Here is a 24,345-nt window from a genome sequence, read left to right on the forward strand (position 1 = left end):
CCTTTCTTACTGTTGCTCATCCAACTGCAAAGCGACATACAACAGCAGACGATCGTCGAAATTCCCCAGATTCAGCCCGGTAAGCTCAGAGATACGGTTAAGCCGGTACTCAAGGGTGTTCCGGTGGATAAATAGCGCCCTGGAGGTTGCCAGCGGCTGCACGTTATGCCGAAACCATGCGCTTAAGGTTCTGCGCAGCAAGCCGTTATTATCCATAGCTTTTAAACGAACAAGCGGACGCGCCAGCTCATTCGCCTGCCAGCCGCCGCGCAGGCTGTCGAGCAGAACGGGTAACATCAGATCCTGATAAAAATAGCTGCGGCTCTCCGGCATGCGCTGCTTGCCGACCATCATCGTTGTATGCGCAGTACGATATGAGCGGGCAATACTGCCGGATCCGGTAAAATAGTTACCGAGCGCGACGCGAAAACGTAACTGACCGTTCTCTTTCATACGGCTGATAAGCTGTTCTACACGCTTGCGGTGATCTTCAGCATCCCAGCGTCCAAACTGATTCAGCGCAGGCTTTAGCACCACCATTTCCGTTAAAGAAACGATGGCGATCAGGTTGTTGCGCTCGGGCGTGGTCAGCGCGTTTTGTAGCTGCTGGAGCTCTTCCATGGCGCTGTCTACGCTAAGCTGGCCGCTGTCTACTTCCACAACCGCCGCAACGCGAGGCTGATTGAGATCGATGCCCAGCCTCTGCGCCCATTCTGCCAGCGCCGGAGAGTGCTCTTCTGCCTGAATCAGGTTCATGACCAGTTCTTCGCGCAGGCGGCTGTCCTGGGCCAGCAGGTGCAACAGGCGGGACTGCTCAAGCATCATTTCTGCGGTCATACAGACCAGCTCACCGTATTTACGCAACGAACCCGGCTCACCCGTCAGGCCAATTACGCCGACGATTTCGCCTTCGATACGCAGCGGCAGATTGATTCCCTGCCGCACGCCGTGCAGATGCCGGGCAACGGCGACATCAATGTCCACCACGCGCCCCTGCGAAAGCACCAGCAAGGCTCCTTCGTGTAGCTCGCCAATACGTTCTTTATCACCGCTGCCGATAATGCGTCCCCGGGCATCCATCACGTTGATATTGGTATCGATGATGGTCATGGTGCGCGCCACAATATCCTGCGCCATTTTAGTATCAAGATGCCAGCCAGCCATTGCTTCCTCTCCTGGTCGTGCTGATGGCTTAGCATAGGCGAGACGAATAGCCTCGGCATTGTGCAAACGCCCTAAGCATCATGTAATAACGTGGAGTTGTGGAAGGGTTCACAAAAAAGGGCCGCAAAAGCGGCCCTGGCTAGATGGAAGAAGTTATCCGCAGAGGATTACTGCATCAACAGATAGATAGTGGAATCGCCGCGCTGAATATTAAGCGCCATCACCGACGGTTTGGTGTCGAGGATTTTACGTAATTCAGCAATATTGTTCACCGGTTGCTGGTTAACGCCGATAATAATATCGCCCTTTTTCAGGCCGATACGTGCAGCCGGCGTGTTGCCTTTCACGGAATTAACGATTACACCTTTTTCATCTTTACCGCTGCGGTTGCTCATTTCAGCACCTTCGATGCCGGTAAAGATGGTTGAGGAATCTACCTGCGTCTGGCTGCTCTGCTGCAGTTCCAGATTCACAGAAACCGGCTTGCCATCGCGCAACAGGCCGAGAGTGATTTTGCTGCCAACCGGCATAGAGCCAACCTCTGCGCGCAACGCTGCAAAGCTGCTGATAGCTTTACCGTTCATGGAAACCACTACGTCACCGGCTTTCACGCCCGCTTTCGCTGCGGAAGAGTTGGCCATAACCTGGCTTACAAACGCGCCGCGCTGAGCGTCCACCTTCATGGCTTTTGCCAGCTCAGAGTTCAGCTCGGTACCCATGATGCCCAGCTCGCCGCGCTTAACCTGGCCGTACTGCACCATCTGTGCGGTCAGGTTTTTCACCATATTGCTTGGGATAGCAAAGCCGATACCGATATTTCCACCGTCCGGGGCGAGGATTGCGGTATTAATGCCGATCAGTTCGCCGTTCAGGTTAACCAACGCGCCGCCGGAGTTACCGCGGTTAATCGCCGCATCCGTCTGGATGAAGTTTTCATAGTTTTCAATATTCAGACCGCTACGGCCCAGCGCCGAGACAATCCCGGAGGTCACGGTTTCGCCCAGACCGTATGGGTTACCAATCGCCACGGTGTAATCGCCTACACGCAGGGCGTCAGAATCGGCCATTTTAATCGCCGTCAGGTTTTTCGGGTCCTGTAATTGCAGCAGCGCGATATCGGAACGTGGGTCTTTGCCCACGACTTTTGCCTCAAACTTGCGGCCATCGCTCAGGGAAACCTGGATTTTAGTGGCGTTATCAACGACGTGGTTATTAGTAACGACGTAGCCCTTAGCGGCGTCAATGATGACACCTGAACCAAGAGCGGCAAATTTCTGCTGCTGCGAGCCACTGTCAGCCCCGCCGTCCGGGCCACCCTGACAGAAAGGAGAGCTCTGGAACGGTGAGCCTTCCTGGCAGAATGGCGAGTTGTCACCGAAGAACTGCTGGAAGTTGCGCCCCATACGCGGCGTATTTACCGTAGTGCTGCCTTCAACGTTAATACTCACCACTGACGGCATTACTTTTTCAAGCATTGGCGCAAGGCTTGGGAGCTGTTGCGTGGAAGATGCAGAAGAAGCCGTCTCAGCGGCGGTGGCGGACACGGGTCCCAGCGCCAAACCCAGACTCAGAGCCAGCGCACTCATTGCTAAAGTGGTTTTTTTCATGTCTTCAATCTCAAGTTATAAGTCACGCGTAATTGCTGTGCAGGTCTATATAGAGTGGTGTTATAGCGCTTAGTTCCGCCCTTAACTCACTGGAAAAAGTAAAAAATTATTGTTCATCTTTACAAAACTCAACGCGACGCTATTCCACAGCCATCAGGCGCCGGTACTCATCCCAGGCGTATAAATCCGTCATGCCGCTGATGTAATCCTGAATCAGGCGACAACGGTAATAATACTCCCGGACAGCAAACTCGGCGCCTGCAGGCGGTAGGTCGCTCACGGCTTCGATATAAGCAAGCCGGTGTTTGGTAGATAATTTATGGTAAAGCCGCGTCTCAATAGGCAAACGACGCAGGCTTTCTTTTTCCACCAGTTCAGCAAAATCCTCACCAGACATATTGAGGAGCGGGCTGTAAATTTCAAGTAAGCCGCTGATAACCCGATAGCCCTGCAGTTCCAGTTGTTCTACTTCAGGATGGCTAAAGACCTGCTGTATCGCTACTTGCTTATAGAGTTCGAGCAGGCGCGCGAACGCGCTGCCGTCCTCCAGCAGGGCATGATTAAACTCGCCCGTATAAATCTCAGGAAGATTGTCGATAAACCGCTGCGCCGCATACGGGACAAGCTGGTTTAACGTATTCACCCGTAAATACATAAAAAACTGATCTTCAGTGCTGCGGCGCATCTGGTTAGTGCTGGATTTTCGCCACGCGTCGTTAACCACTTTTTCAAACAGATCGCCCTGTTTGCGTTCGCCCCAGGCGACGCAAAGATGCTGATAGAGCTGTTCGACGCTGAATATATTTTTCTCAACGGCGTCTTCCAGATCCGCCACGCAGTAAGAGATATCATCCGCCGCCTCCATAATCCACGTAAGCGGAAAGCGGCTGAACTCACCTAGCTGTAGCTCGGCACGCAGGCGCTTGATATAGCTCTCTTCTGAAAGATAAAAACCGGGTTTCTTCATCAAATAGGCGTGGCTTTCTGGCGGCTTGCCGACAAACCACGCAGGACGGGTATATTTCAGGATGCAGCCCACCTGCGCCCAGGTCAGATTCATACGCAGCAGGCTGTGAACCAGGCGAATGCCCTGCGCATTACCTTCAAACTGACAAAGATCCTGACGCACATTACGGCGCAGCTCGTTCAGGCTCTCTTCCCCTTCCCGCAGCTGCAACGCGTTTACCTTACAACGATCGTCGCTACGCGGCTGGCTCCCGGCATCTGTGGGAAAGAGCCGCTGGCGAAACCAGTCATTAATGGCCGACTCACCAAAATGCCCGAAGGGCGGATTACCAATGTCGTGCATCAGACAGGCCATTTCGACAATGCTTTCAAAGGGGCCGGTCAGCTCGTTAAGGCCATACTTTTCGAGAGACTGCTGTTCTTTAAGGCGGCTGAGAACTTCTTTGGCAATATAGCGCCCAACCTGCTGGACCTCCATAGAGTGCGTCAGGCGTGTACGCACGGAAGCGTTCCGCTCGAGAGGAAAGACCTGCGTTTTTTGCTGCAGGCGGCGGATTGCCGGGGAGTTTATGATCCTGCCGCGATCGCTCTCAAAAATGCGCAGAATTTCATGTTCATTTTTGACCCCTTCAGGCGATCGGAAACGGCGGTGCCAGTTAATTTTCTTGCGGAAATCTAGTTCGCTCATGCCCTCTCCTTCGCCCAAATCAAGAGCGGATTAATTCCTTGATGCTTGCCATGATAGACTATGCATCCTAACTAACCCGATTGCGAGTATCTCTATGAAAGCAGGCATTATTGGTGCAATGGAAGAAGAAGTTACGCTGCTGCGTGACAAAATCGAAAACCGTCAAACGCTGAACGTTGCGGGCTGTGAAATTTATACCGGCACCCTGAACGGCGTGGAAGTGGCGCTCTTAAAATCCGGCATCGGTAAAGTCGCGGCAGCGCTGGGCGCAACCTTATTGCTGGAGCATTTCAAGCCTGACGTAGTCATCAATACCGGTTCCGCAGGCGGTCTGGCCCCAACGCTTAACGTGGGTGATATCGTGGTATCCGACGAAGTGCGCTATCACGACGCCGACGTCACCGCGTTTGGTTATGAGATTGGTCAATTGCCCGGCTGCCCGGCGGGTTTCGCTGCCGATGAAAAACTGATTGCCGCAGCCGAGGCGTGCATCAGCGAGCTGAACCTGAACGCGGTGCGCGGCCTGGTCGTCAGCGGCGATGCCTTTATTAACGGTTCCGTCGCGCTGGCAAAAATCCGCCATAATTTCCCGCAGGCCGTTGCGGTAGAAATGGAAGCCACCGCCGTGGCGCACGTTTGCCACAACTTCTCAACGCCGTTCGTGGTGGTGCGCGCTATTTCTGACGTGGCCGATCAGCAGTCTCACCTGAGCTTCGACGAGTTCCTGGCGGTAGCGGCTAAACAGTCCACGCTGATGGTTGAAACTCTGGTGCAGAAACTGGCTCGTGGTTAACAGAACGCTCTGGCGCGGGATAAGCGCCATTCTGTTTTGCGTACCTTTCCTGCTGTGCGCCGCGCCGCGGGTTATTTCCCTGTCGCCCGCTAATACCGAGCTTGCCTTCGCGGCGGGTATTACGCCGGTGGCGGTGAGCGCCTGGTCAGACTATCCGCAAGAAGCCAAAAAGCTTGAGCAGGTGGCAAACTGGCAGGGCATGAACCTTGAACGCATCGTGGCGCTAAAGCCGGACGTAGTTCTGGCATGGCGCGCCGGTAATGCGGAGCGTCAGGTTAATCAGTTGGCGGCGCTTGGGATAAAAATCGTCTGGTTAGATCCCACAACCGTTGAAGGCGTGATTGCAGCCCTGCGCCAGCTCGGTGAATACAGCCCAACGCCTGAAACCGCGAATAAAGCCGCCGATAAACTGGCCGCCGACTTCAACACGTTGAAATCTCGCTATGCGCAAACGGCGAAGAAAAAAGTATTTCTCCAGTTTGGTCAGCATCCCCTTTTCACCTCCGGAAAAGAGTCGATTCAAAACGAAATCCTGACGCTGTGCGGCGGAGAAAATATTTTTGCCGATAGCCGCGTTCCCTGGCCGCAGGTCAGCCGTGAGCAGGTGCTTACCCGTAAACCACAGGCTATTATCATCACCGGCGATGAAAGCAATATCCCACCGGTGCGGCAATTCTGGCAGGCCCAGCTAGCCATTCCGGTTATTGCGATAAATGATGACTGGTTTAGCCGCTCAGGCCCGCGTATTATCCTCGCCGCAAAACAGCTCTGTAGGGAGCTGGCAAAATAATAGCGTCTTGATCTGAGGGTAATAAATGCTGGTTTACTGGCTGGATATTATTGGCACAGCCGTTTTTGCTATCTCCGGCGTACTGCTTGCCGGCAAACTCCGTATGGATCCGTTTGGCGTGCTGGTGCTGGGCGTGGTGACAGCCGTCGGCGGGGGAACAATACGTGATATGGCGCTGGCGCATGGCCCGGTATTCTGGGTAAAAGATCCGACAGACCTGGTGGTGGCGATGGTCACCTGCCTGCTGACCATCCTGCTGGTGCGCCAGCCGCGCCGCCTGCCGAAATGGATCCTGCCGGTACTGGATGCCGTCGGGCTTGCGGTATTTGTGGGTATCGGGGTGAATAAAGCCTTTCTGGCGGGTACCAGCCCGCTGATTGCCATCTGCATGGGCGTGCTGACCGGCGTCGGCGGCGGGATTATTCGCGACGTGCTGGCGCGTGAAATCCCGATGATCCTGCGGACGGAGATTTACGCCACCGCCTGCATTATTGGCGGTATCGTGCATGCTACGGCTTTCTACACCTTCAAAGTACCGTTAGAGCAGGCAAGTATGATTGGTATGGTGGTCACGCTCACGATACGCCTGGCGGCGATCCGCTGGCACCTGAAACTGCCAACCTTTGCCCTTGAAGATAAACAATAAGCCATAAAAAAGCCGTGTTTCGCAACACGGCTTTTTCTTTCCTGCCAGCAATCAAACGCTGAAGGAAGAACCACACCCGCAGGTGCTTTTCGCATTCGGGTTAGTTACCACGAAGCGCGAACCTTCCAGGCCTTCAGTATAATCCACCGCGCCGCCTACCAGATATTGCAGGCTCATCGGGTCAACCACCAGCGCGACACCTTGCTTCTCGATGGTCATGTCGCCATCGTTGATCTGGTCGTCAAAGGTGAAACCATACTGGAAGCCGCTGCAACCGCCGCCGGTGATGTAAACACGCAGTTTCAGATTCGGATTCTCTTCATCTGCGATCAGGCTTTTAACTTTACTGGCTGCTGCTTCGGTAAATTGCAGCGGCAGCGCTACGTCATCACTCATTTTTTGCTCCCAACGAAATAACAAACCGGGTAAATTTTAACCCGATCTTTAGGGCCATTATCTAATACGTGGTCAAATCGTTCAAGTATTCTCCCCGGCCGGGATCTGCTGTGTTTTAGCCTGTTTCTCGGCTTCCTGCTTCGCAAGCGTTCGCGCAAGTATCGAGGAGTATAGCGGTTTCCCGCCCATAAATTGTGCCAGAAGCGTCGCGCCAAGGCAGGTAATAATCATTGGCAAAATGAGCTGATAATTGTCGGTCATTTCCAGAACCAGCACAATGCCGGTCAGCGGGGCGCGCACCGATGCGGCAAATAACGCGCCCATCCCAGCGATAGCAAACGTCCCCATATCAAGATGATAAGCCGGGAACCAGACGGCGCACGCCATGCCAAATGCCGTGCCAAGCAAGGTGCCCAGCGCCAGCATAGGTGCAAAAATTCCCCCCGGCGCGCCTGAAGAAAAGCATAAAAGCGTAGTAATAATGCGCGTGATAAAAATAAACAGCAGCATGCCGACGGTGTAATTTCCCGCAGCGGCAATCGGGATCAGGTTAAAACCACCGCCCGCCGCCGCAGGCTGAATAAGCCCTAACACACCGCTAATCCCGCCTAACAGGCCGCCAATCAGCACCCATTTTTTAATCTCACCGCCGTGGATACGCTGAAACATATCCTGCGTCCAGAACACCAGCGCGTTGAACAGCACGCCTACCACACCGAACACCATGCCTAATACCAGATACAGCCAAAGCGTATTAACGGGAGCGTTAGAAAGTTTGCCTACTGCGATTACCGCGCCTTCGCCATTAAAAACGCGAAACACCACGCTCGACATAATCACGCCGATGAACACCGCTTTAATCGAAATCAGGTTATAGCGAAACTGCGGGCGCATCTCTTCGATGATAAACAAGATGCCCGCAAGCGGTGCGTTAAATGCCGCAGAAAGGCCGGCAGCGGCGCCCGTGGCCAGTAGCGAATGGCGTGCTTCCGCCCCGCGCAGCCGAAAAATATCCAGCACCATGCGACCAATATTTCCGCCCAGCTGCACCGTTGGGCCTTCGCGGCCCAGCACCATTCCCGCACCGAGCGTGCCCATGCCGCCGATAAATTTCACCGGAATCACCCGCCACCAGCGCACCGGGCGCAGCTCTTCCAGCGCGCCTTCAATCTCAGGTATGCCGGACCCGCCCGCTTCTGGCGCAAAGCGGCGCACCAGATAGTAGCCAACCATCGCTAACAGCACCGAACTGATAAACGCCAGCGGCCAGACAATCAGAGAATAATCCGCCACATGCGCCAGCATCGCCAGGCGGTTTTGCTGCACCCAGTTAACGGACTTTTCGAAAGCAACGCCAACAAGTCCGGCCAGCGTCCCGACGATAGCCGCCATAAACAGAATCGCCACCGGCGTTTTGTCGCGGCGTATCAGGCGACGCACCATATCGCCCCTGCGCAATCGTACGGCCTGCTGTGCTGCAAAAGAAGGATGGAAGGGATTCATTGGTATAATCATTTATAAGTAATACAAATTGAGCAGGCATTCTACCTGTTCCAACCCCGCGGGCAAAACTTTCATAACGCCGGAAGTTTCCCTTAGAATAGCCCGTTGCCACTCTTTCCACGCACCAGGAGCCGTTTCATGAGTAAGTCACAAAATCTGTACGCTGCCGCCCGCAAAGTCATCCCGGGCGGGGTGAACTCGCCGGTACGGGCTTTTACCGGCGTCGGCGGCGTACCGCTGTTTGTTGAACGCGCGGACGGGGCTTACCTGTTTGATGCCGACGGCAAAGCCTATATCGATTACGTGGGTTCGTGGGGCCCGATGATCCTCGGTCATAACCATCCGGCTATCCGCAACGCGGTTATTGAAGCCGTGGAGCGCGGCCTGAGCTTTGGCGCGCCAACCGAAATGGAAGTAAAAATGGCGGAGCTGGTCACAGAGCTGGTTCCGACGATGGACATGGTCCGTATGGTGAATTCCGGTACAGAAGCCACCATGAGCGCCATCCGCCTGGCTCGTGGCTTTACCGGCCGCGACAAAATTATCAAATTCGAAGGCTGCTATCACGGCCACGCCGACTGCCTGCTGGTGAAGGCCGGTTCCGGCGCGCTGACGCTGGGCCAGCCGAACTCTCCGGGCGTACCTGCGGATTTCGCGAAACACACTTTAACCTGCACCTATAACGATCTTGCCTCCGTACGTGAAGCGTTTGAACTCTACCCGCAGGACGTGGCGTGCATCATTGTTGAGCCGGTCGCGGGCAACATGAACTGCATTCCACCAAACGATGACTTCCTGCCGGGCCTGCGCACGCTGTGCGATGAGTTTGGCGCTCTGCTGATTATCGACGAAGTGATGACCGGCTTCCGCGTGGCGCTTGCTGGCGCGCAGGCTTATTACGGCGTTGAGCCGGATTTGACCTGCCTTGGCAAAATCATCGGCGGCGGTATGCCGGTGGGCGCATTTGGCGGCCGTCGTGAAATCATGGACGCGCTGGCGCCTGGCGGGCCGGTTTATCAGGCAGGTACGCTTTCCGGTAACCCAATCGCCATGGCTGCGGGCTACGCCTGCCTGACAGCGGTTTCCCAGCCGGGTATTCACCAGACGTTAACCGAACTGACGGAAATGTTGGCCGATGGCCTGTTACGGGCGGCAAAAGAAGAAAATATTCCGCTGGTCGTTAACAACGTTGGCGGCATGTTTGGCCTGTTCTTTACCGATGCGCCAACGGTGACCAACTATAAAGATGTGATGGCGTGTGACGTTGAGCGCTTTAAGAAGTTCTTCCACCTGATGCTGGAAGAAGGCGTGTATCTGGCACCGTCCACGTTTGAAGCAGGCTTTATGTCCGTTGCGCACTCAAAGGAAGATATTCAGAAAACTATCGACGCTGCACGCCGGGTGTTTGCGAAGCTGTAACTCGCTTGCCCCTCTTCCCAAAGGGACAAGGGAGAAAACCTGGCACTCGATCGTTACCCTCTTCCTTTCAGGGAGAGGGTAATTTTAAATATCAGCGGCTCTGCTTACGCAGCAAATACACAAAATAAGGCGCGCCGATAAACGTAGCCAGCAGCCCGGCAGGCACCTGATCCGGGAACATCAGCATCCTTCCGCACCAGTCCGCAGCCACCATCAGCATTCCGCCCAGCAGCGCAGCCATAATCAATTGCGGCATCGCGCGACGGAAACCGAGCATGCGTGCGATATGCGGAGCCATCAGTCCGACAAAGCTCAGCGGCCCAACGGTTAGCGTCGCAGCGGCGGTCAAGGTAGCAGCCAGCAACAGCAGCGCAAAGCGTGAAGGCGTAAGCGCCATTCCTACCGCACGAGCGGTTGCGCCACCCAGCGGCAGGATCATCAGCCAGCGGCGGCACAGCGGAGTCAGAGCAAACAGCACGACCATCAGAACCAACGTTTTCACCGCCTGATCGCCCGTCACGCTATAGGTTGAACCGGAAATCCAGGTGAGAATACCCGCCATGCGCGGATCGCCGCTTGCCATCAGAAGCATCAGCAGCATGGTAAAAGCGGTGCTGAGCGCCATACCCGCCAGCAACATGCGCTGAGGAGAAAAACCCCCGCGCCCTGCCGCCAGCATAATAATCAGCAGAGTAACCGCCGCGCCGAGACTCCCCGCCGGGAACAGCCAGCCGAAGGCGTCACCCGGCACGATAAACAGCATGATGACCACACCAAATGCGGCGCCGGAGCTGATTCCCAGCACTTCAGGGCTTGCCATCGCGTTACCCGTCAGGCGCTGGATTACGCTACCTGCCACCGCCAGCATCATCCCGGCGGTCAGCGCTGCCAGCATGCGCGGCCAGCGCCACGGCAGCAGATCGTGGAACATTTCACCGGTGACCCAGCTCCAGCCGTGCGCATCGCGTCCCAGCGTCAGGGCGGTAATTATCACTAACGCCAGCAGGCCGCTTGCAACCAGCACCCACCAGCCAGGATGCTGACGCTCGGCAGGCACGTTATCGCCCGCATTCATGGCAGGCGTGCCCACGGTGCGCAGGCGAGGCAGCAGCCACAGCAGCAACGGCGCGCCGATCAGCGCGGTGACGGTACCGGTCGAAATTTCACGCCATGCGCCTGTCAGCCAGATAACAGCCTGATCCGAGAGCCAGAGGATCAGCGCACCAATAAGCGGCGCGAGGAACAGGCGAGTCACCAGACGCCGGGCACCCAGCATCTTCGCCAGCAAAGGCGCAAACAGGCCGATAAAGCCGATGATCCCCACCGCATTCACCAGCAATGCGCTAATGGCGATGGCGAGAATTAACGTCGCGAGGCGCACCAGGGACAGCGCAAGACCAAGATTTCGGGCAACGCCATCGTCAAGGCCCATCAGCGTCAACGGACGCAATAACAGCAGGGTCAGCAGCAGCCCGCCGGCCAGGCGCGGCCACAGGCCGTTAACGATGCTCCAGTCCTGCTGGTTCAACGCGCCCGTGCTCCACAGGAACATATTCTGCAACTGATCGTGATGGAAGATGGCCAACAGCTGGTTTACGGCGCCGCAGTACAGGCTGAGCACTAAACCCGCCAGAATAAGCGTAACCGGCGACAATCGCTTGCCCCACGCCACGCCAAATACCAGCAGGCCAACGACGCCCGCGCCGATCAGCGCAGCAAATTGTTGCGTCTCAAAGCCACCCGGAAGCGCCCATAATGTCGCGACGGTCACACCCAGCTGAGCGCCGCTCGCCACGCCCAGCGTGGTGGGTTCAGCCAGAGGATTTCGCAGCACCTGCTGGAATAACACGCCGACCAGCCCCAGCCCCGCGCCAACCAGCAGTGAAATCGCCAGCCGTGGCAGCAGGCTGTAATGGAACAGCATCTGATTGATGTCGTCGATATTGGGCTGCCACCAGGCCTTAGCCCACTGCGTCGAAGGCAGTTGTGCATGCAGGTTGTGAAGCGTCAGCGCGCAGGCAACGCTAAACAGCAATGCCAGCAGCGCGGCTGGAAACAGAACATAATGACGCCTCACGCCGCGCTCCCTACGGCTTTCGCCAGCATTTTAGTGAAGTTCATGGCGGAGATAGTCGCGCCGTACAGCCACACGGCAGGCACGCGCTGGAAACGGTTCTGGCGAATAAACGGCATTGCTTGCCATAGCGGCGTCGCCATTACTTTTGCCATTTCGGCATCGTTGTTGTGGTCAAAACAAATCACATCCGCGTCTTTAACCGCCGCAAGGCGCTCAAGGCCAACCACCGCCGTGCCCCAGAAGTTTGTTTCGCCGTGCCAGGCATTTTTCACGCCCAGCAGGTCCAGCACCTCCTGGAACAGGCTATTTTGCCCAACGATTAACGCGTGACGCGGATCGAGCAGCGTTATCAGTAGCACCGGACGATCGCCTCGCGGAATAAAGCGCGGCTTCATTTCCGCAATGAAGCGATCAAAATGGGCCAGATGATCTTTCGCTGCCTGCTGCATGCCCAGCTTGTCGCCAAGCTCAGTAAGCGAATGGCGCGCCACGGACAGCGGTTTACCTGAGCCATCATTAAAGTTAAAACCCAGTCCCGGCGCGATACGGGTCATTTTTTCGGGCGACGGCCCGTAACCCGCAGAGTAAAGGATCAGCGACGGTTTAAGCTGCGTAAGCAGTTCCAGATTAGGTTCAGTGCGCAGACCAACGTCAATTACGCTTGCAGGCAGTTCAGGCTCACCTACCCAGGCGCGATAGTTATCCATGTCCGCTACCGCCATTGGCGTAACGCCAAGCGCAAGCATCAGCTCAGCGGGCAACCATTCGAGAGCGACGATACGATGGGGATCGATGGACGCCGCGCGAGCGCTGCCCATTCTGAATAAGAGCGGCGATAATGCCAGCGCCGTCAAAAGCTGACGACGGCTGATTGACGGGTTAATTAGCTCAGGCATCAGTAAACAAAGCTCACTGGCGCAGCACCCGCCGGATGCGGCAGGATGCCCATCGGGATACCGTAAATTTGCTCCAACGTTTCGCTTCGCATCATCTCCGCCGGGCTGCCCTGCGCAATCATTTCGCCCCCGCGCAACGCCACCAGATGGTCACAATAGCGGGCGGCCATATTGATATCGTGCAGAACGGCAATCACCGTTAAGCCGCGCTCCTGGCTCAGACGATGGATTAGCGCCAGCACGTCAACCTGATGGGCGATATCCAGCGCGGAAGTCGGTTCGTCCAGCAGCAGGCAGCGGCTGTCCTGCGCCACCAGCATGGCAATCCATACGCGTTGCCGCTCGCCGCCGGAAAGACTGTCTACCAGACGATGGGCAAAGGGCTTCAGGCCAACCTGCGTAATTGCATCCTCCACCCGCTCCCTGTCCGCCACGCCAAAACGCCCCAACGCGCCGTGCCACGGATAGCGGCCAATGGCTACCAGCTCGCGTACCGTCATTCCTTCGGCTGCCGGGATCTGTTGCGGTAGATAGGCAACCTGACGAGCAAACGCCTTGCTGCTCCAGCTATCAAGCGGCTGCTCGTTTAAGCGAATCTCACCCTCCGACGGTTTCTGATGCCGCCCCAGCATTTTCAGCAGCGTGGATTTCCCCGAGCCATTATGACCAATCAGGCCAGTAACTTTGCCGACCGGAAAGGTAAATGACAGCGGATGGAGTAACGTACGGCCAGGCACACGAAAGGTGACATCAGTGAGGCTAAAGGTGGCGTCTGGATGGGAGTGTTTGTCGTGCATGGTAGCCCAACTTGTTGAAGAGCACGGCGAACCGTGCCCGAAATTTACTGACAAAGAAGAAAAAAGCGTCGTTTTTCCTTCTTTGTGGTTACCAGCCGAAAATCAACAGGTTGATTTTCCTGATTTTCGCATAAGGTTAGAAGCGGAAGGTTGCGGTGGCAACCACCTGTCGTTCTGCGCCCCAGAAACAACCGTAGGTCTGGAAGCAACTGGCAACATATTCACGATCGAGCAGGTTGTTGACGTTTACCGCAATGCTGGAACCGTTCAGACCGAAACGACCCAGGTCATACTTGACCACGGCGTCCATCACAGCAGCGCTGCCGACTTCGAAGGAGTTCACCGGATCGCCATAGCTTTTGCCAATGAAACGACCACCCGTGCCCAGCGTCAGACCGCTCAGCGCACCTTCGTTAAAGGTGTAATCACCCCACAGGGAAGCCATATGCTCTGGCACCTGCTCTGGCGTGTTGCCTTTCAGCGTGGTGTCTTTGGTGTATTCCGCATCGGTATAGGTGTAAGAAGCGGTTACGTTGATATTGGCGTTAAGGGCCGCTTTTGCTTCCAGTTCTACGCCACGGGCGCGAATTTCGCCGCCCTGCATTGATGCAAAATTATGCGAAGCGTCTGGATCGGACATTAAGTTGTCGCTTTTCGTTAACTGATAAACCGCACCAGTAATAACAACAGGCATGTCCTTCGGCACATATTTTACGCCAGCTTCATATTGACGTCCTTTGGACGGCTTGAAAGTGTTGCCGTAAAAATCCGCACCGGAGTTAGGTTCGAAAGATTCGCTATAGCTGATATATGGCGATACACCGTTATCAAACAGGTAGTTCAGACCGGCACGACCGGTGAATTGATGATCGTCACGCTCGGTGTAGTTCACCTGCTGATAAGAACGGGTTGACTGTGTCAACCAGTCATAACGGCCGCCAAGAGTCAGCACGAACTTATTCCACTCGGCCTGGTCCTGAACATAGAGACCGGTTTGTTTCTGTTTGTTTTGCTGATACGGAGCGGCGCTGCCGAAATCATAATCGCCGTACACCGGATCATAAAGATTCAGATCCTCAGCCGCCTGGTAACCAAAACTAGCGTTCACATCGTTGCGCATCTGCTGGAAATCAACGCCGGTCAACAGCGTATGTTCAACCGCAGAGGTCGCAAATTTGCTTTCTAATTGTGTATCAACAGCAAAGTTATGCAGCTTTTCGTTATCGACTACGGTGCTACGTTTGAGCATATAGCCGTTAGCAGGATCGACGCCTACGCCATAAACGCTTTTCTGCGAGGTTTTAGACTCAACATAACGCAGATTTTGACGCACGGTAAAAGTGTCATTAAAGCCGTGTTCGAAACTATATCCAACCAGCTTATGGGACAGGGAATAGGTGTTATTATTGGCGCCTTCGTTGAAGTCGGTTCCCAGACGCTTGCCGTTTGGCAGCGGCTCTACGGTCCCTTCTTTCGGCAGCCAGCCATAATAGCCGGTTTCTGGCGTATCCTGCAGATTGGCCAGGAAGGTGAAGTTAGTCTTATCATCAGGACGCCATGAGAAAGATGGCGCAATCGCGTAGCGTTTCTGTTTAGAGATTCGCTGTTGCTCATCGCTGGAGCGGGCCACGCCGGTCAAACGATAAGAATAAACGCCAGCGTCATCCAGCGCATCGCTAAAGTCGAAGCCCGTCTGGTACAGATTGTCGGTGCCCATTTTGAACTGTACTTCACGCAGCGGCTCGGTAGTCGGGCGTTTGCTGACCATGGTGATAATGCCACCAGGGCTGCTTTTCCCGTACAGTACGGAGGTCGGGCCACGCATCAATTCGACGCGTTCCAGCATATAAGGATCGATAAGAACTTCGTTGTAAAAATCACCCTGTAACTTCAGCCCATCCAGATAGTTGTTCTGGTTAACAGAACCGAAACCACGAATTTTAACCGCGTCATAGGTATTGGATGCACCGCGAGTTGAAACCGTAATACCCGGCGTGTAGCCCAGAGCTTCCTTCACGGACTCTGGTTGGTGCGTATCCATCTCTTCACGCGTAACCACAGAAACAGACTGCGGCGTCTTTTCAATTGGCGTATCAGTTTTGGTTGCGGTGGCGGTCCGTTTGGCCGCAATCGTCGGAGCCGGTCCCCATGCGCTTTCCTGAGGAGCTGCGGCAGAAACGGTAATAGTATCTTCTTTAGTGCTGGTGCCGTCAGCTGCAAATGCCGTACCGCTAACGCCGTTCACGGCGGCGGCAACAAACAGGGCAAGTTTGCAAAGGGAGATATTGGCTGGCAGGCCTTGATATGAACGCGCCATAGTGGATTCTCTGCTGGAATGATGAATGATAACGTAAACGATAATTATTATTATGCCCGCAGGATTTTAGACGAAACGGAATCAGCATAGCAAGCGGATCACAACCCCTACGGGGCTAAGGGATGATAATTAACCAGAGGGCCTTTCGGGGCTTAACACAAAAGAAAAACCCCCGTTACATGAACTCCACCTTACTTAGTTGAATGTCCAACTTTTTGGGTGCAGCTCATACATCCGGGGGTTTTACGTAACCAACAACGCAGATTATTTGCTGCCGAACATGTCCTTAATCCAGCCTGCCACGCCGTCGCTCTTCTCTTGCTGCTCAGGCTGCTGTTGCTGTTGTTGTTGTGGCGGCTGCTGAGGCTCGCCGGACGACTGATCGAACGGATTATTCATCTGCTGTTGCTGCAAGCTTTGCTGGCACAACGCATCCGGGTTAGTCGTCCAGACCGGCAGAGTACGCGTTGCGCCACCGGCGCATTGGAAGTTGCCCGCATCATCAATACCCATATCGACGATATCTTCCGGGGTTGTTAACGTCAGCGGAATTGGCGTCTGGTTTGCCAGATAACGCTGATAAAGGGCCATTGCCCCGCTCGCACCGTACAGTTTGGTCGGCTGGTTGTTATCGCGACCTACCCAGGTGATGGTCACTTCTTTACCATCAATGCCCGCAAACCAGGTATCCACGTTGTTGTTCGTGGTCCCCGTTTTACCGGCCAGGTGCAGGTTAGGATATTTGCTGCCCAGCGCTCGCCCGGTACCACGGTTTATTACCTGCTGCATGGTGTAGAGCGTCATGTACGCCGCCTGCGCAGGCACAGCCTGCTCCGCCTGCGGATAGCTCTGATACAGCACGGTGCCGTCTTCTGCAATCACCGAGCGCAGCGCAGAAAGCGTGGCGCGGTTACCGCCGCTGGCGATAGTCTGGAACGCCTGCGCGACCTGAATCGGCGTCAGGTTCAGCGCGCCCAGAATCATTGCCGGTACCGGGTTAAGCTGATCTCTCGGCACGCCCAGTTTCGTCCAGGTTTCCGTCACGGCCGGCAGGCCAAGCGCCATCCCCAGGTTTACGGTTGGCACGTTCATAGAACGGGTTAGCGCATCTACCAGCATGACCTGGCCGCTAAAGCGGCGATCGTCGTTTTGCGGTGACCAGACCTGGCCGTTCGGCTGGCGCAGAGAGATCGGCGCATCCGCAATCCAGGTATTCAGGCGATAGCTGTCCGGCTGGCTTAACGCCGTCAGGTAGGTCGCAGGCTTCGCCAGGGAACCGATTGAACGACGCGCCTGCATCGCACGGTTGAAACCAGCAAACTGCGTTTCCGCTCCGCCGACCATCGCGCGCACTTCGCCGGTATACCTGTCGACAATCACCATTGCCGCTTCAAGATCTTTCAGCTTACGTGAGGCGCGCAATACCGGTACGCCTTCACTAACCGCTTTTTCCGCCGCATCCTGCGAAACCGAGTCGAAGGTGGTGAAGATCTTCACGCCGGAGAGATCTTTTACCTTATCGCCCAGTTTCGCCTGTAGCTCGTTGCGCACCATCTGCATGAACGCAGGCTGCGGTGTAATCACTCCGCCACGTGGCTGCACGCCAAGAGGACGAGCGCTCAGCATATCGTACAGTTCCTGATCGATAACCTTCTGTTCTTGCAGCAGGCGCAGCACCAGGTTACGACGTTCAAGGGCCAGTTTCGGGTTGCGCCACGGGTTATAGATCGACGCCCCTTTCACCATGCCCACCAGCAGCGCCTGCTGATCGAGGCTCAGTTCCTCTACCGGACGGCCAAAGTAGTACAGGCTCGCCAGCGGGAAACCGCGGATTTCATTGTCACCGCTCTGGCCGAGATATACCTCGTTCAGGTACAACTCCAGAATGCGATCTTTGCCGTAGCGGGCATCCATGATCAGCGCCATGTACGCTTCGTTCGCTTTACGCCAGTAGGTTCTTTTACTGGAAAGGAACAGGTTCTTCACCAACTGCTGTGTCAGCGTACTCGCGCCCTGCACCGTGCGTCCTGCGGTGAGGTTCGCCAGCATCGCGCGGCCAATGGAGTAGAGGCTGATCCCGTCGTGTTCATAGAAGTGACGGTCTTCGGTGGCGATCAGCGTGTCGACCAACAAATCCGGGAAGCCCGTACGCGGCACAAACAGACGCTGCTCGCCGTTTGGCGATGACAGCATGGTTATCAGACGTGGATCCAGGCGGAAGAAACCGAAGCTGCGGTTGTTGTCCATGTTCTGGATCGATTCCAGACTCCCGCCATCAAACACCAGGCGGGCGCGGATCTGCCCTTCCTTGCTGTCCGGGAAATCAAACGGCCGACGGATCATCTCGATGCTGTTGGCCTGCACGGTAAACTCGCCCGGGCGCGTCATGCGCGTGACCTGGCGATACTGCGTGGCTTCCAGCAGATTAATCATCTCTTTTTTGCTGTACGGCATGTCCGGCTCAAGGTTCACCATGCGGCCATACACCGCCGCCGGAAGCTGCCAGACTTTGCCGTCGATACGGCTGCGAATCTGCTGGTCCAGGTAGACGCCGTAAATCACAAACAGCACCACAAAGACGACAAACAGCTTCACTAAAATCCATAGCCAGCGGCGTTTCTTACGCGGCGGACGGCCGTTACCGCCCCCCTTCCCTTTACGTGGCGGCATCGGTTCCTCGTCATCGTAGTCATCAGCGTACTCGTCGTCATACTCTTCTTCCCTGAGCCGACGACGGCTTACCTTCGCTTGTGTGGGACGTTTAGGTTTTCCTTTACGTCCAATAGGTTCGCGGTCATTCCCCGCCATTGCTTTCTCCACCAAAAATGAGGCGCACGGCCTGATTCTCCTTTCTTCCGCCGATGACGGAAGAAGAAATCTCTCAAAGTCACTGATACTTTTTGGTACGCCGCGTCGGCAGCGCCGTTGCCGGCGAGTCCGGCCAGACATGCTTCGGATAACGTCCCTTCATCTCTTTTTGCACCTCCCGGTACGCCCCGTTCCAGAAGGCGGTTAAATCGCGCGTAATCTGTAACGGACGCTGGGCCGGAGAGAGCAGTTCAAGCACTAACGGCACGCGTCCCTCGGCAATTGCCGGGGTCTGCGCTTCACCAAACATTTCCTGCATGCGCACCGCCAACACGGGCGGATTGTCTTCGTCGTAGCGGATAGCAATCTGGCTTCCGGTCGGCACAGTGTAATGAGTTGGCAGCGCACTATCCAGACGTTGACGCATGCTCCACGCCAGCAGATTCTGTAACGCCCGGTTGATATCGATATTTTTCAGCGCGCGCAGCGAGTGTACGCCAGCCATTTCCGGCAGCAGCCAGCTATTCAGATCCCGCAGCAGCGCTTCGTCACTCACCTCTGGCCAGTTATGTTCAGGCAGCCATTTTGCCGCGCATGCCAGACGAATACGTAATTGCTGCGCCTGGGTAGACCAGTTCAGCACGCCCAGTCCACGGTCGCGAATACCGTTTAGCATCGCCTGGTGCAGTTCATCTTCAGAAGGCTTTGCCAGCGGCTGGACCTTTAGCACCAGTTGTCCAATCTGCGTGCGGCGAAACGCTTTTAGCGTTCCCTGCGCTTCGTCCCATTCTACGGAGTCGCTTTGAGTCAGCAGACCAGGCACGCTTGTTACCAACGCATCGATATCCAGCGGCAGCGCCTGAAGCATACGCGCATCAGGCGTCTGGCCGCCTTGCAAAAGCAGCGGCGCTAATAGCCATTCATAGCGGGTCAGCGCATCGTCCTGGTTTAACATTGCGCCCATGCCGTTCGCCAGCTGGTAGCGCCCATCCTGCCCGCGCCGGCGGGCGATGCGATCGGCAAAAGCCTGCGCAAGCAGCGGGCCGGCTAGGCTGATATCAACCTGCCCGCCCCGGCTGTTCAGACGTTTAAGAAGCTGGTTTGCGCGCTGCTGCCAGTTTTCATGACGACGGCCAAACGCACTGCGCAAATCGCTCTCCTGCCCACGCGGCGGCTCTTCCAGGATGGCGACAAGGCGCGCCGCCGTTGCCTGCTCATCTGGCGTTCTGGCCGCAACCAGCATGGCGGCAAAACGCGGATCGTTGCCGAGCCGCGCCATTTTTTGTCCCGTTGGCGTCAGGCGATGTTGTTCATCCAGCGCGTTGAGCTGCCGCAGAAGCCGTTGCGCCGCGTGAAGCGTAGCCGCTGGCGGCGCATCCAGCCAGGTCAGCTGATTCGGCTCCTGACAACCCCACTGTAAAAGCTCAAGCCACAGGCCGGAAAGATCGCTTTGCAGGATTTCGGGTTCGCTCTGCGCGGCTGCACGTTCAGCCTGTTCACTGCTGGTCAGATGTAAACAAATACCCGGCTCAAGACGCCCGGCACGCCCGGCGCGCTGGGTCATGGAAGCCTGGCTGATACGCTGCGTGACCAGCCGCGTCAGCCCGGATCGCACGTCAAAACGCGCCACACGCTCAAGCGCGCAGTCAACGACCAGCCGGATGCCTTCAATCGTCAGGCTCGTCTCGGCGATATTGGTCGCCAGCACCACTTTACGTGTGCCGTTCGCTGCCGGGAGAATGGCTTTACGCTGCTCGCTGAGCGACAAAGCGCCGTATAACGGGCAAAGCTGCACGTCGCTCGCTACACGTTCCAGAAGCTGTTCCTGCACGCGCTGAATTTCTCCCACGCCCGGCAGGAACAAAAGCAGCGAGCCTGTTTCTTCGCGCAGCAGGTTCGCCACGGCAATGGCAACGGCTTCGTCGAAACGCTGGTGTGCGGCAAGCGGGCTGTAGCGGCGTTCCACCGGATAAGCTCGTCCTTGCGAGCTAATCACCGGCGCATCGGGGAGGCACCGTTGCAGGCGCTGATTATCAAGCGTTGCCGACATGATCAGCAGCTTAAGATCGTCACGCAATCCCTGCTGTACATCGAGCAGCAGCGCTAAAGCCAGATCGGCCTGCAGGCTGCGCTCATGGAATTCATCGAGGATCACCAGCGCAATGCCGTTAAGTTCGGGATCCTGCTGAATCATACGAGTCAGGATCCCTTCGGTCACCACCTCAAGCCGGGTATCCGGCCCGACGCAGGTTTCGGCGCGCATGCGATAGCCAACGGTTTCTCCGGTTTGCTCACCGAGTAATTCTGCCAGCCTCTGCGCGACGTTACGCGCCGCAAGGCGACGCGGTTCCAGCAGCAAAATGCGCCCGTTTATCACACCGGATTTAAAAATCTGCAGCGGCAGCCAGGTGGATTTGCCCGCACCGGTAGGCGCGTTGAGCAGCACTTGCGGCGAGTGTTTAAGCGCGTGAAGAACATCGGGTAACACCGCAGCGACCGGTAATGACGACACAAACAGCTCCAAAGAGTTAACATACGCAGTCGCGCATTGTAGCATCCCGCAAAACCTTAACCGAGAGACAACTATGGCCGACACTCGCCGACTGTTCTTTGCCCTCGATATGCCTACCGAGGTGCAGCAGCAGATTATTCACTGGCGCGCCGAAAATTTTCCTGCCGATGCCGGTCGGCCCATCGCGGCGGCTAATCTGCATCTGACGCTCGCCTTTCTGGGCGACGTGAGCGCCGAAAAGCAAAAAGCGCTCAGCCAGCTTGCCGGACGTATTCAGCAGCCCGGTTTTACGCTGACGCTGGATGATGCGGGGCTTTGGGTTCGTTCACGCGTTGTCTGGCTTGGCCCGCGCCATGCGTCGCTCGGTCTGATCCAACTGGCCAATATGTTGCGCGCCCAGGCGGCGCGAAATGGCTGTTACCAAAGCCCACAGCCTTATCATCCGCATGTCACGCTCTATCGCAACGTGATCCAGTCCGTCGCCATCCCACCGCCCAACTTTCGCTGGCAGTTTAAAGTCGAAGCGTTTGTGCTTTACGAGTCCGTTTTCGCCCAGGGACGTACCCGCTACCGGCCGCTGGAGCGCTGGCAACTAAATAATAAGGAAGAGTAGATGGAATTTTCCCCGGCGCTACAGCCCGCCACGCTGGTTAAGCGTTACAAACGCTTTCTGGCCGATGTCATCACCCCCACGGGTGAACTACTGACGCTTCACTGTCCAAATACCGGCGCTATGACCGGATGCGCAACGCCTGGCGATACCGTCTGGTATTCAACGTCGGCAAATTTAAAGCGTAAATATGCCCATACGTGGGAATTAACGCAGACGCCAGGCGGCGACTTTATTTGTGTGAATACGTTGCAGGCAAATAACGTTGTGAAGGAGGCGCTGAGGGAAAATCTGCTGCCGGAATTAAGCGGTTACACAAAAATCCTCAGCGAAGTGAAGTACGGGGCAGAACGCAGCCGCATCGACTTTATGCTACAGGCGGATAACAAAGTTAACTGCTATATTGAAGTGAAATCAGTCACGTTATCCGAACAGGGAAGCGGCTTTTTCCCGGATGCCGTCAGCCTTCGCGGGCAGAAGCATCTGCGGGAATTGATGAGCGTGGTTATGCAAGGAGAGCGCGCAGTGCTGCTGTTTGCGGTATTACACTCCGCCATCACTCGTGTCTCACCGGCACGCCACATCGACGCAAAATATGCGCAACTTTTATGCGAGGCGCAGGAATGCGGAGTAGAAATAATTGCCTGGCGGGCAGAACTTTCTGCCGCAGGGCTGACTCTAACTTCGCCGTTGCCTGTCTGTTTATAACGTTTCATTTATAAAGAGCAGTTAACGTATTGTATGTTTTGTGTTCCGGTCGCTCGCGTAAATACGCTTTTCTTCACAGGGTTGTCAAGAGAGGAATTTATATAATTGCCATCCTGAAAAGCATCTGCTATTTATAGCGGCCTGATTTTCCCCCGACAGGGGACCGATAGTGCGTGTTAAGGAGAAGCAACATGCAAGAAGGGCAAAAGCGTAAAACATCGTCCCTGAGTATCCTCGCCATCGCTGGGGTGGAGCCATACCAGGAGAAAGCGGGCGAAGAATACATGAACGAAGCCCAGCTGTCGCACTTCAGGCGTATACTTGAAGCCTGGCGTAACCAACTTATGGACGAAGTTGATCGCACCGTCACGCATATGCAGGATGAAGCTGCTAACTTCCCGGACCCGGTAGACCGTGCCGCCCAGGAAGAAGAGTTCAGCCTGGAGCTGCGCAACCGCGATCGCGAACGTAAGCTGATCAAGAAGATCGAGAAGACGCTTAAGAAAGTAGAAGACGAAGATTTCGGCTACTGCGAATCTTGCGGCGTTGAAATTGGTATTCGTCGCCTTGAAGCTCGTCCGACGGCTGATTTGTGTATCGACTGCAAAACGTTGGCAGAAATTCGCGAAAAACAGATGGCCGGCTAAACGGCCCGCAATTTCACCACTTTCAAAGGCGGGAGACTCTCCCGCCTTACTTATTTGTAGGCTCATGACAGCTCCTCACTACATCGGGCGCTTTGCCCCCTCGCCTTCCGGCGAGCTCCATTTCGGCTCGCTGATTGCCGCCCTTGGCAGCTATTTGCAGGCACGTGCGAATCAGGGCCAGTGGCTGGTCCGCATCGAAGATATCGATCCTCCCCGCGAAGTACCCGGCGCCGCTGAGACGATTTTGCGTCAGCTTGACCATTACGGCCTGCGCTGGGATGGCGAAGTGCTGTGGCAGTCCGCGCGCCATGAAGCCTACCGCGAAGCGCTGGCCTGGCTGCGTCAGCACGGCTTAAGCTATTACTGCACCTGTACCCGCAGCCGCATTCAGCAGATCGGCGGTTTTTACGACGGCCATTGTCGGACGTTAAACCAGGGGCCAGACAACGCGGCGATGCGCCTGGTGCAACAGCATCCGGTATTAAGTTTTGAGGATCGCCTGCGCGGCAGGTTAGTGGCCGACGAGCATCTTGCGCGGGAAGATTTTATTATCCACCGCCGCGACGGGCTGTTTGCCTATAACCTCGCCGTGGTGGTTGATGATAATTACCAGGGCGTGACCGAAATCGTGCGCGGCGCCGATTTAATCGAACCGACCGTAAGACAAATTTCGCTTTATCAGCAGCTTGGCTTTCGGGTACCGGATTACGTTCATCTGCCTTTAGCGCTAAACGGTCAGGGGAATAAATTATCCAAGCAAAACCATGCGCCCGCGCTGCCGCAGGGCGATCCACGCCCGGTATTGGCTGCCGCTTTAACCTTCTTAAACCAGCCGGTTATTTCCCACTGGCGGGATCTTACCCTTGAGGATCTGCTAAGCGAAGCGGTGGAAAAGTGGGCGCTGGCCAACGTTCCATTACATGCATCCATGAATACAGCATTCTCAAATGCCCCACACTGAGCTATGATTAGCCGCTGTTTTTTTTGTCCCTATGATTGAC

At 55.8% G+C, this 24,345-nt stretch carries 19 protein-coding genes; 8 read left to right on the plus strand and 11 right to left on the minus strand.

The annotated features are described in order from the left end of the window. Positions 1-6: 6 nt before the first annotated feature. The 3 genes from E2L00_RS10590 to dgt form a co-directional block, all read right to left on the minus strand. Positions 7-1,164, minus strand: a complete 1,158-nt coding sequence (locus tag E2L00_RS10590; RefSeq protein WP_167610907.1) for a CdaR family transcriptional regulator — start codon at positions 1,162-1,164, stop codon at positions 7-9. 167 nt (positions 1,165-1,331) lie between these two features. Further along, positions 1,332-2,771 carry a serine endoprotease DegP gene (degP, locus tag E2L00_RS10595; RefSeq protein WP_167610909.1) on the minus strand — a complete coding sequence of 480 codons (1,440 nt, stop codon included), beginning with the start codon at positions 2,769-2,771 and terminating at the stop codon, positions 1,332-1,334. Between the two features lie 139 nt (positions 2,772-2,910). Then, on the minus strand, positions 2,911-4,425 hold the full coding sequence (dgt, locus tag E2L00_RS10600) for a dGTPase (protein ID WP_167610912.1): 1,515 nt from the start codon (positions 4,423-4,425) through the stop codon (positions 2,911-2,913). Between the two features lie 94 nt (positions 4,426-4,519). Here dgt and mtnN point away from each other — a divergent pair, with 94 nt between their 5' ends. From mtnN to E2L00_RS10615, 3 genes are read left to right on the plus strand one after another with little or no spacing between them, the layout of a single operon-like run. Further along, a complete protein-coding gene (gene mtnN / locus E2L00_RS10605) occupies positions 4,520-5,218 on the plus strand; it encodes a 5'-methylthioadenosine/S-adenosylhomocysteine nucleosidase (RefSeq protein ID WP_167610915.1) in 699 nt (232 codons plus the stop codon). Continuing rightward, positions 5,211-6,008, plus strand: a complete 798-nt coding sequence (gene btuF, locus E2L00_RS10610) for a vitamin B12 ABC transporter substrate-binding protein BtuF (RefSeq protein WP_167610918.1) — start codon at positions 5,211-5,213, stop codon at positions 6,006-6,008. The genes mtnN and btuF overlap by 8 nt, the downstream gene beginning before the upstream one ends. Before the next feature lie 25 nt (positions 6,009-6,033). Next, entirely contained in the window at positions 6,034-6,654 is a 621-nt protein-coding gene (locus E2L00_RS10615) for a TRIC cation channel family protein (RefSeq protein WP_167610920.1), read from the plus strand. 51 nt (positions 6,655-6,705) lie between these two features. Here E2L00_RS10615 and erpA read toward each other — a convergent pair whose 3' ends face one another. Together erpA and clcA are read right to left on the minus strand one after the other, a co-directional pair. Then, on the minus strand, positions 6,706-7,050 hold the full coding sequence (gene erpA, locus E2L00_RS10620; RefSeq protein WP_167610922.1) for an iron-sulfur cluster insertion protein ErpA: 345 nt from the start codon (positions 7,048-7,050) through the stop codon (positions 6,706-6,708). 81 nt (positions 7,051-7,131) lie between these two features. Beyond that, entirely contained in the window at positions 7,132-8,553 is a 1,422-nt protein-coding gene (gene clcA, locus E2L00_RS10625; protein WP_167610924.1) for a H(+)/Cl(-) exchange transporter ClcA, read from the minus strand. A gap of 138 nt (positions 8,554-8,691) precedes the next feature. On the opposite strand from clcA, the gene hemL reads away from it, so the two are divergent. After that, on the plus strand, positions 8,692-9,972 hold the full coding sequence (gene hemL, locus E2L00_RS10630) for a glutamate-1-semialdehyde 2,1-aminomutase (RefSeq protein WP_167610927.1): 1,281 nt from the start codon (positions 8,692-8,694) through the stop codon (positions 9,970-9,972). A gap of 91 nt (positions 9,973-10,063) precedes the next feature. Here the strand turns inward: hemL and fhuB are convergent, their stop codons facing one another. The 6 genes from fhuB to hrpB all read right to left on the minus strand — a co-directional run bounded on the left by fhuB (position 10,064) and on the right by hrpB (position 21,379). Next, entirely contained in the window at positions 10,064-12,049 is a 1,986-nt protein-coding gene (gene fhuB, locus E2L00_RS10635; RefSeq protein ID WP_167610930.1) for a Fe(3+)-hydroxamate ABC transporter permease FhuB, read from the minus strand. Further along, positions 12,046-12,945 carry a Fe(3+)-hydroxamate ABC transporter substrate-binding protein FhuD gene (fhuD, locus tag E2L00_RS10640; RefSeq protein ID WP_167610933.1) on the minus strand — a complete coding sequence of 300 codons (900 nt, stop codon included), beginning with the start codon at positions 12,943-12,945 and terminating at the stop codon, positions 12,046-12,048. Before fhuD ends, fhuB begins: the two co-directional genes overlap by 4 nt. After that, entirely contained in the window at positions 12,945-13,742 is a 798-nt protein-coding gene (gene fhuC, locus E2L00_RS10645; protein WP_167610936.1) for a Fe3+-hydroxamate ABC transporter ATP-binding protein FhuC, read from the minus strand. Before fhuC ends, fhuD begins: the two co-directional genes overlap by 1 nt. Before the next feature lie 136 nt (positions 13,743-13,878). Continuing rightward, positions 13,879-16,059 (minus strand): ferrichrome porin FhuA, encoded by a 2,181-nt coding sequence (fhuA, locus tag E2L00_RS10650; protein WP_167610939.1) that lies wholly within the window; start codon positions 16,057-16,059, stop codon positions 13,879-13,881. A 264-nt stretch (positions 16,060-16,323) separates the two neighbouring features. After that, positions 16,324-18,867, minus strand: coding sequence for a bifunctional glycosyl transferase/transpeptidase (gene mrcB, locus E2L00_RS10655; RefSeq protein WP_167610941.1), 2,544 nt, complete (start codon positions 18,865-18,867; stop codon positions 16,324-16,326). Between the two features lie 79 nt (positions 18,868-18,946). After that, the gene (gene hrpB / locus E2L00_RS10660) at positions 18,947-21,379 is read right to left on the minus strand and encodes an ATP-dependent helicase HrpB (RefSeq protein WP_167610944.1); all 2,433 of its coding nucleotides are present in this window, start codon (positions 21,377-21,379) and stop codon (positions 18,947-18,949) included. Between the two features lie 73 nt (positions 21,380-21,452). On the opposite strand from hrpB, the gene thpR reads away from it, so the two are divergent. The 4 genes from thpR (at position 21,453) to gluQRS (ending at position 24,305) form a co-directional block, all read left to right on the plus strand. Beyond that, positions 21,453-21,992 (plus strand): RNA 2',3'-cyclic phosphodiesterase, encoded by a 540-nt coding sequence (thpR, locus tag E2L00_RS10665; protein WP_167610947.1) that lies wholly within the window; start codon positions 21,453-21,455, stop codon positions 21,990-21,992. Further along, complete coding sequence (gene sfsA / locus E2L00_RS10670; protein ID WP_167610950.1) at positions 21,993-22,697, plus strand: DNA/RNA nuclease SfsA; 705 nt, start codon at positions 21,993-21,995, stop codon at positions 22,695-22,697. It abuts the gene before it with no gap. A 191-nt stretch (positions 22,698-22,888) separates the two neighbouring features. Next, complete coding sequence (dksA, locus tag E2L00_RS10675) at positions 22,889-23,344, plus strand: RNA polymerase-binding protein DksA (RefSeq protein WP_121266913.1); 456 nt, start codon at positions 22,889-22,891, stop codon at positions 23,342-23,344. Positions 23,345-23,408: 64 nt separating this feature from the next. Continuing rightward, positions 23,409-24,305: a tRNA glutamyl-Q(34) synthetase GluQRS gene (gluQRS, locus tag E2L00_RS10680; protein WP_167610953.1), complete on the plus strand. Its 897-nt coding sequence runs from the start codon at positions 23,409-23,411 to the stop codon at positions 24,303-24,305. The last annotated feature ends 40 nt before the right edge of the window (positions 24,306-24,345 follow it).

This window comes from Cedecea colo, from assembly GCF_011808225.1.
Taxonomy (GTDB): Bacteria; Pseudomonadota; Gammaproteobacteria; order Enterobacterales; family Enterobacteriaceae; genus Dryocola; species Dryocola colo.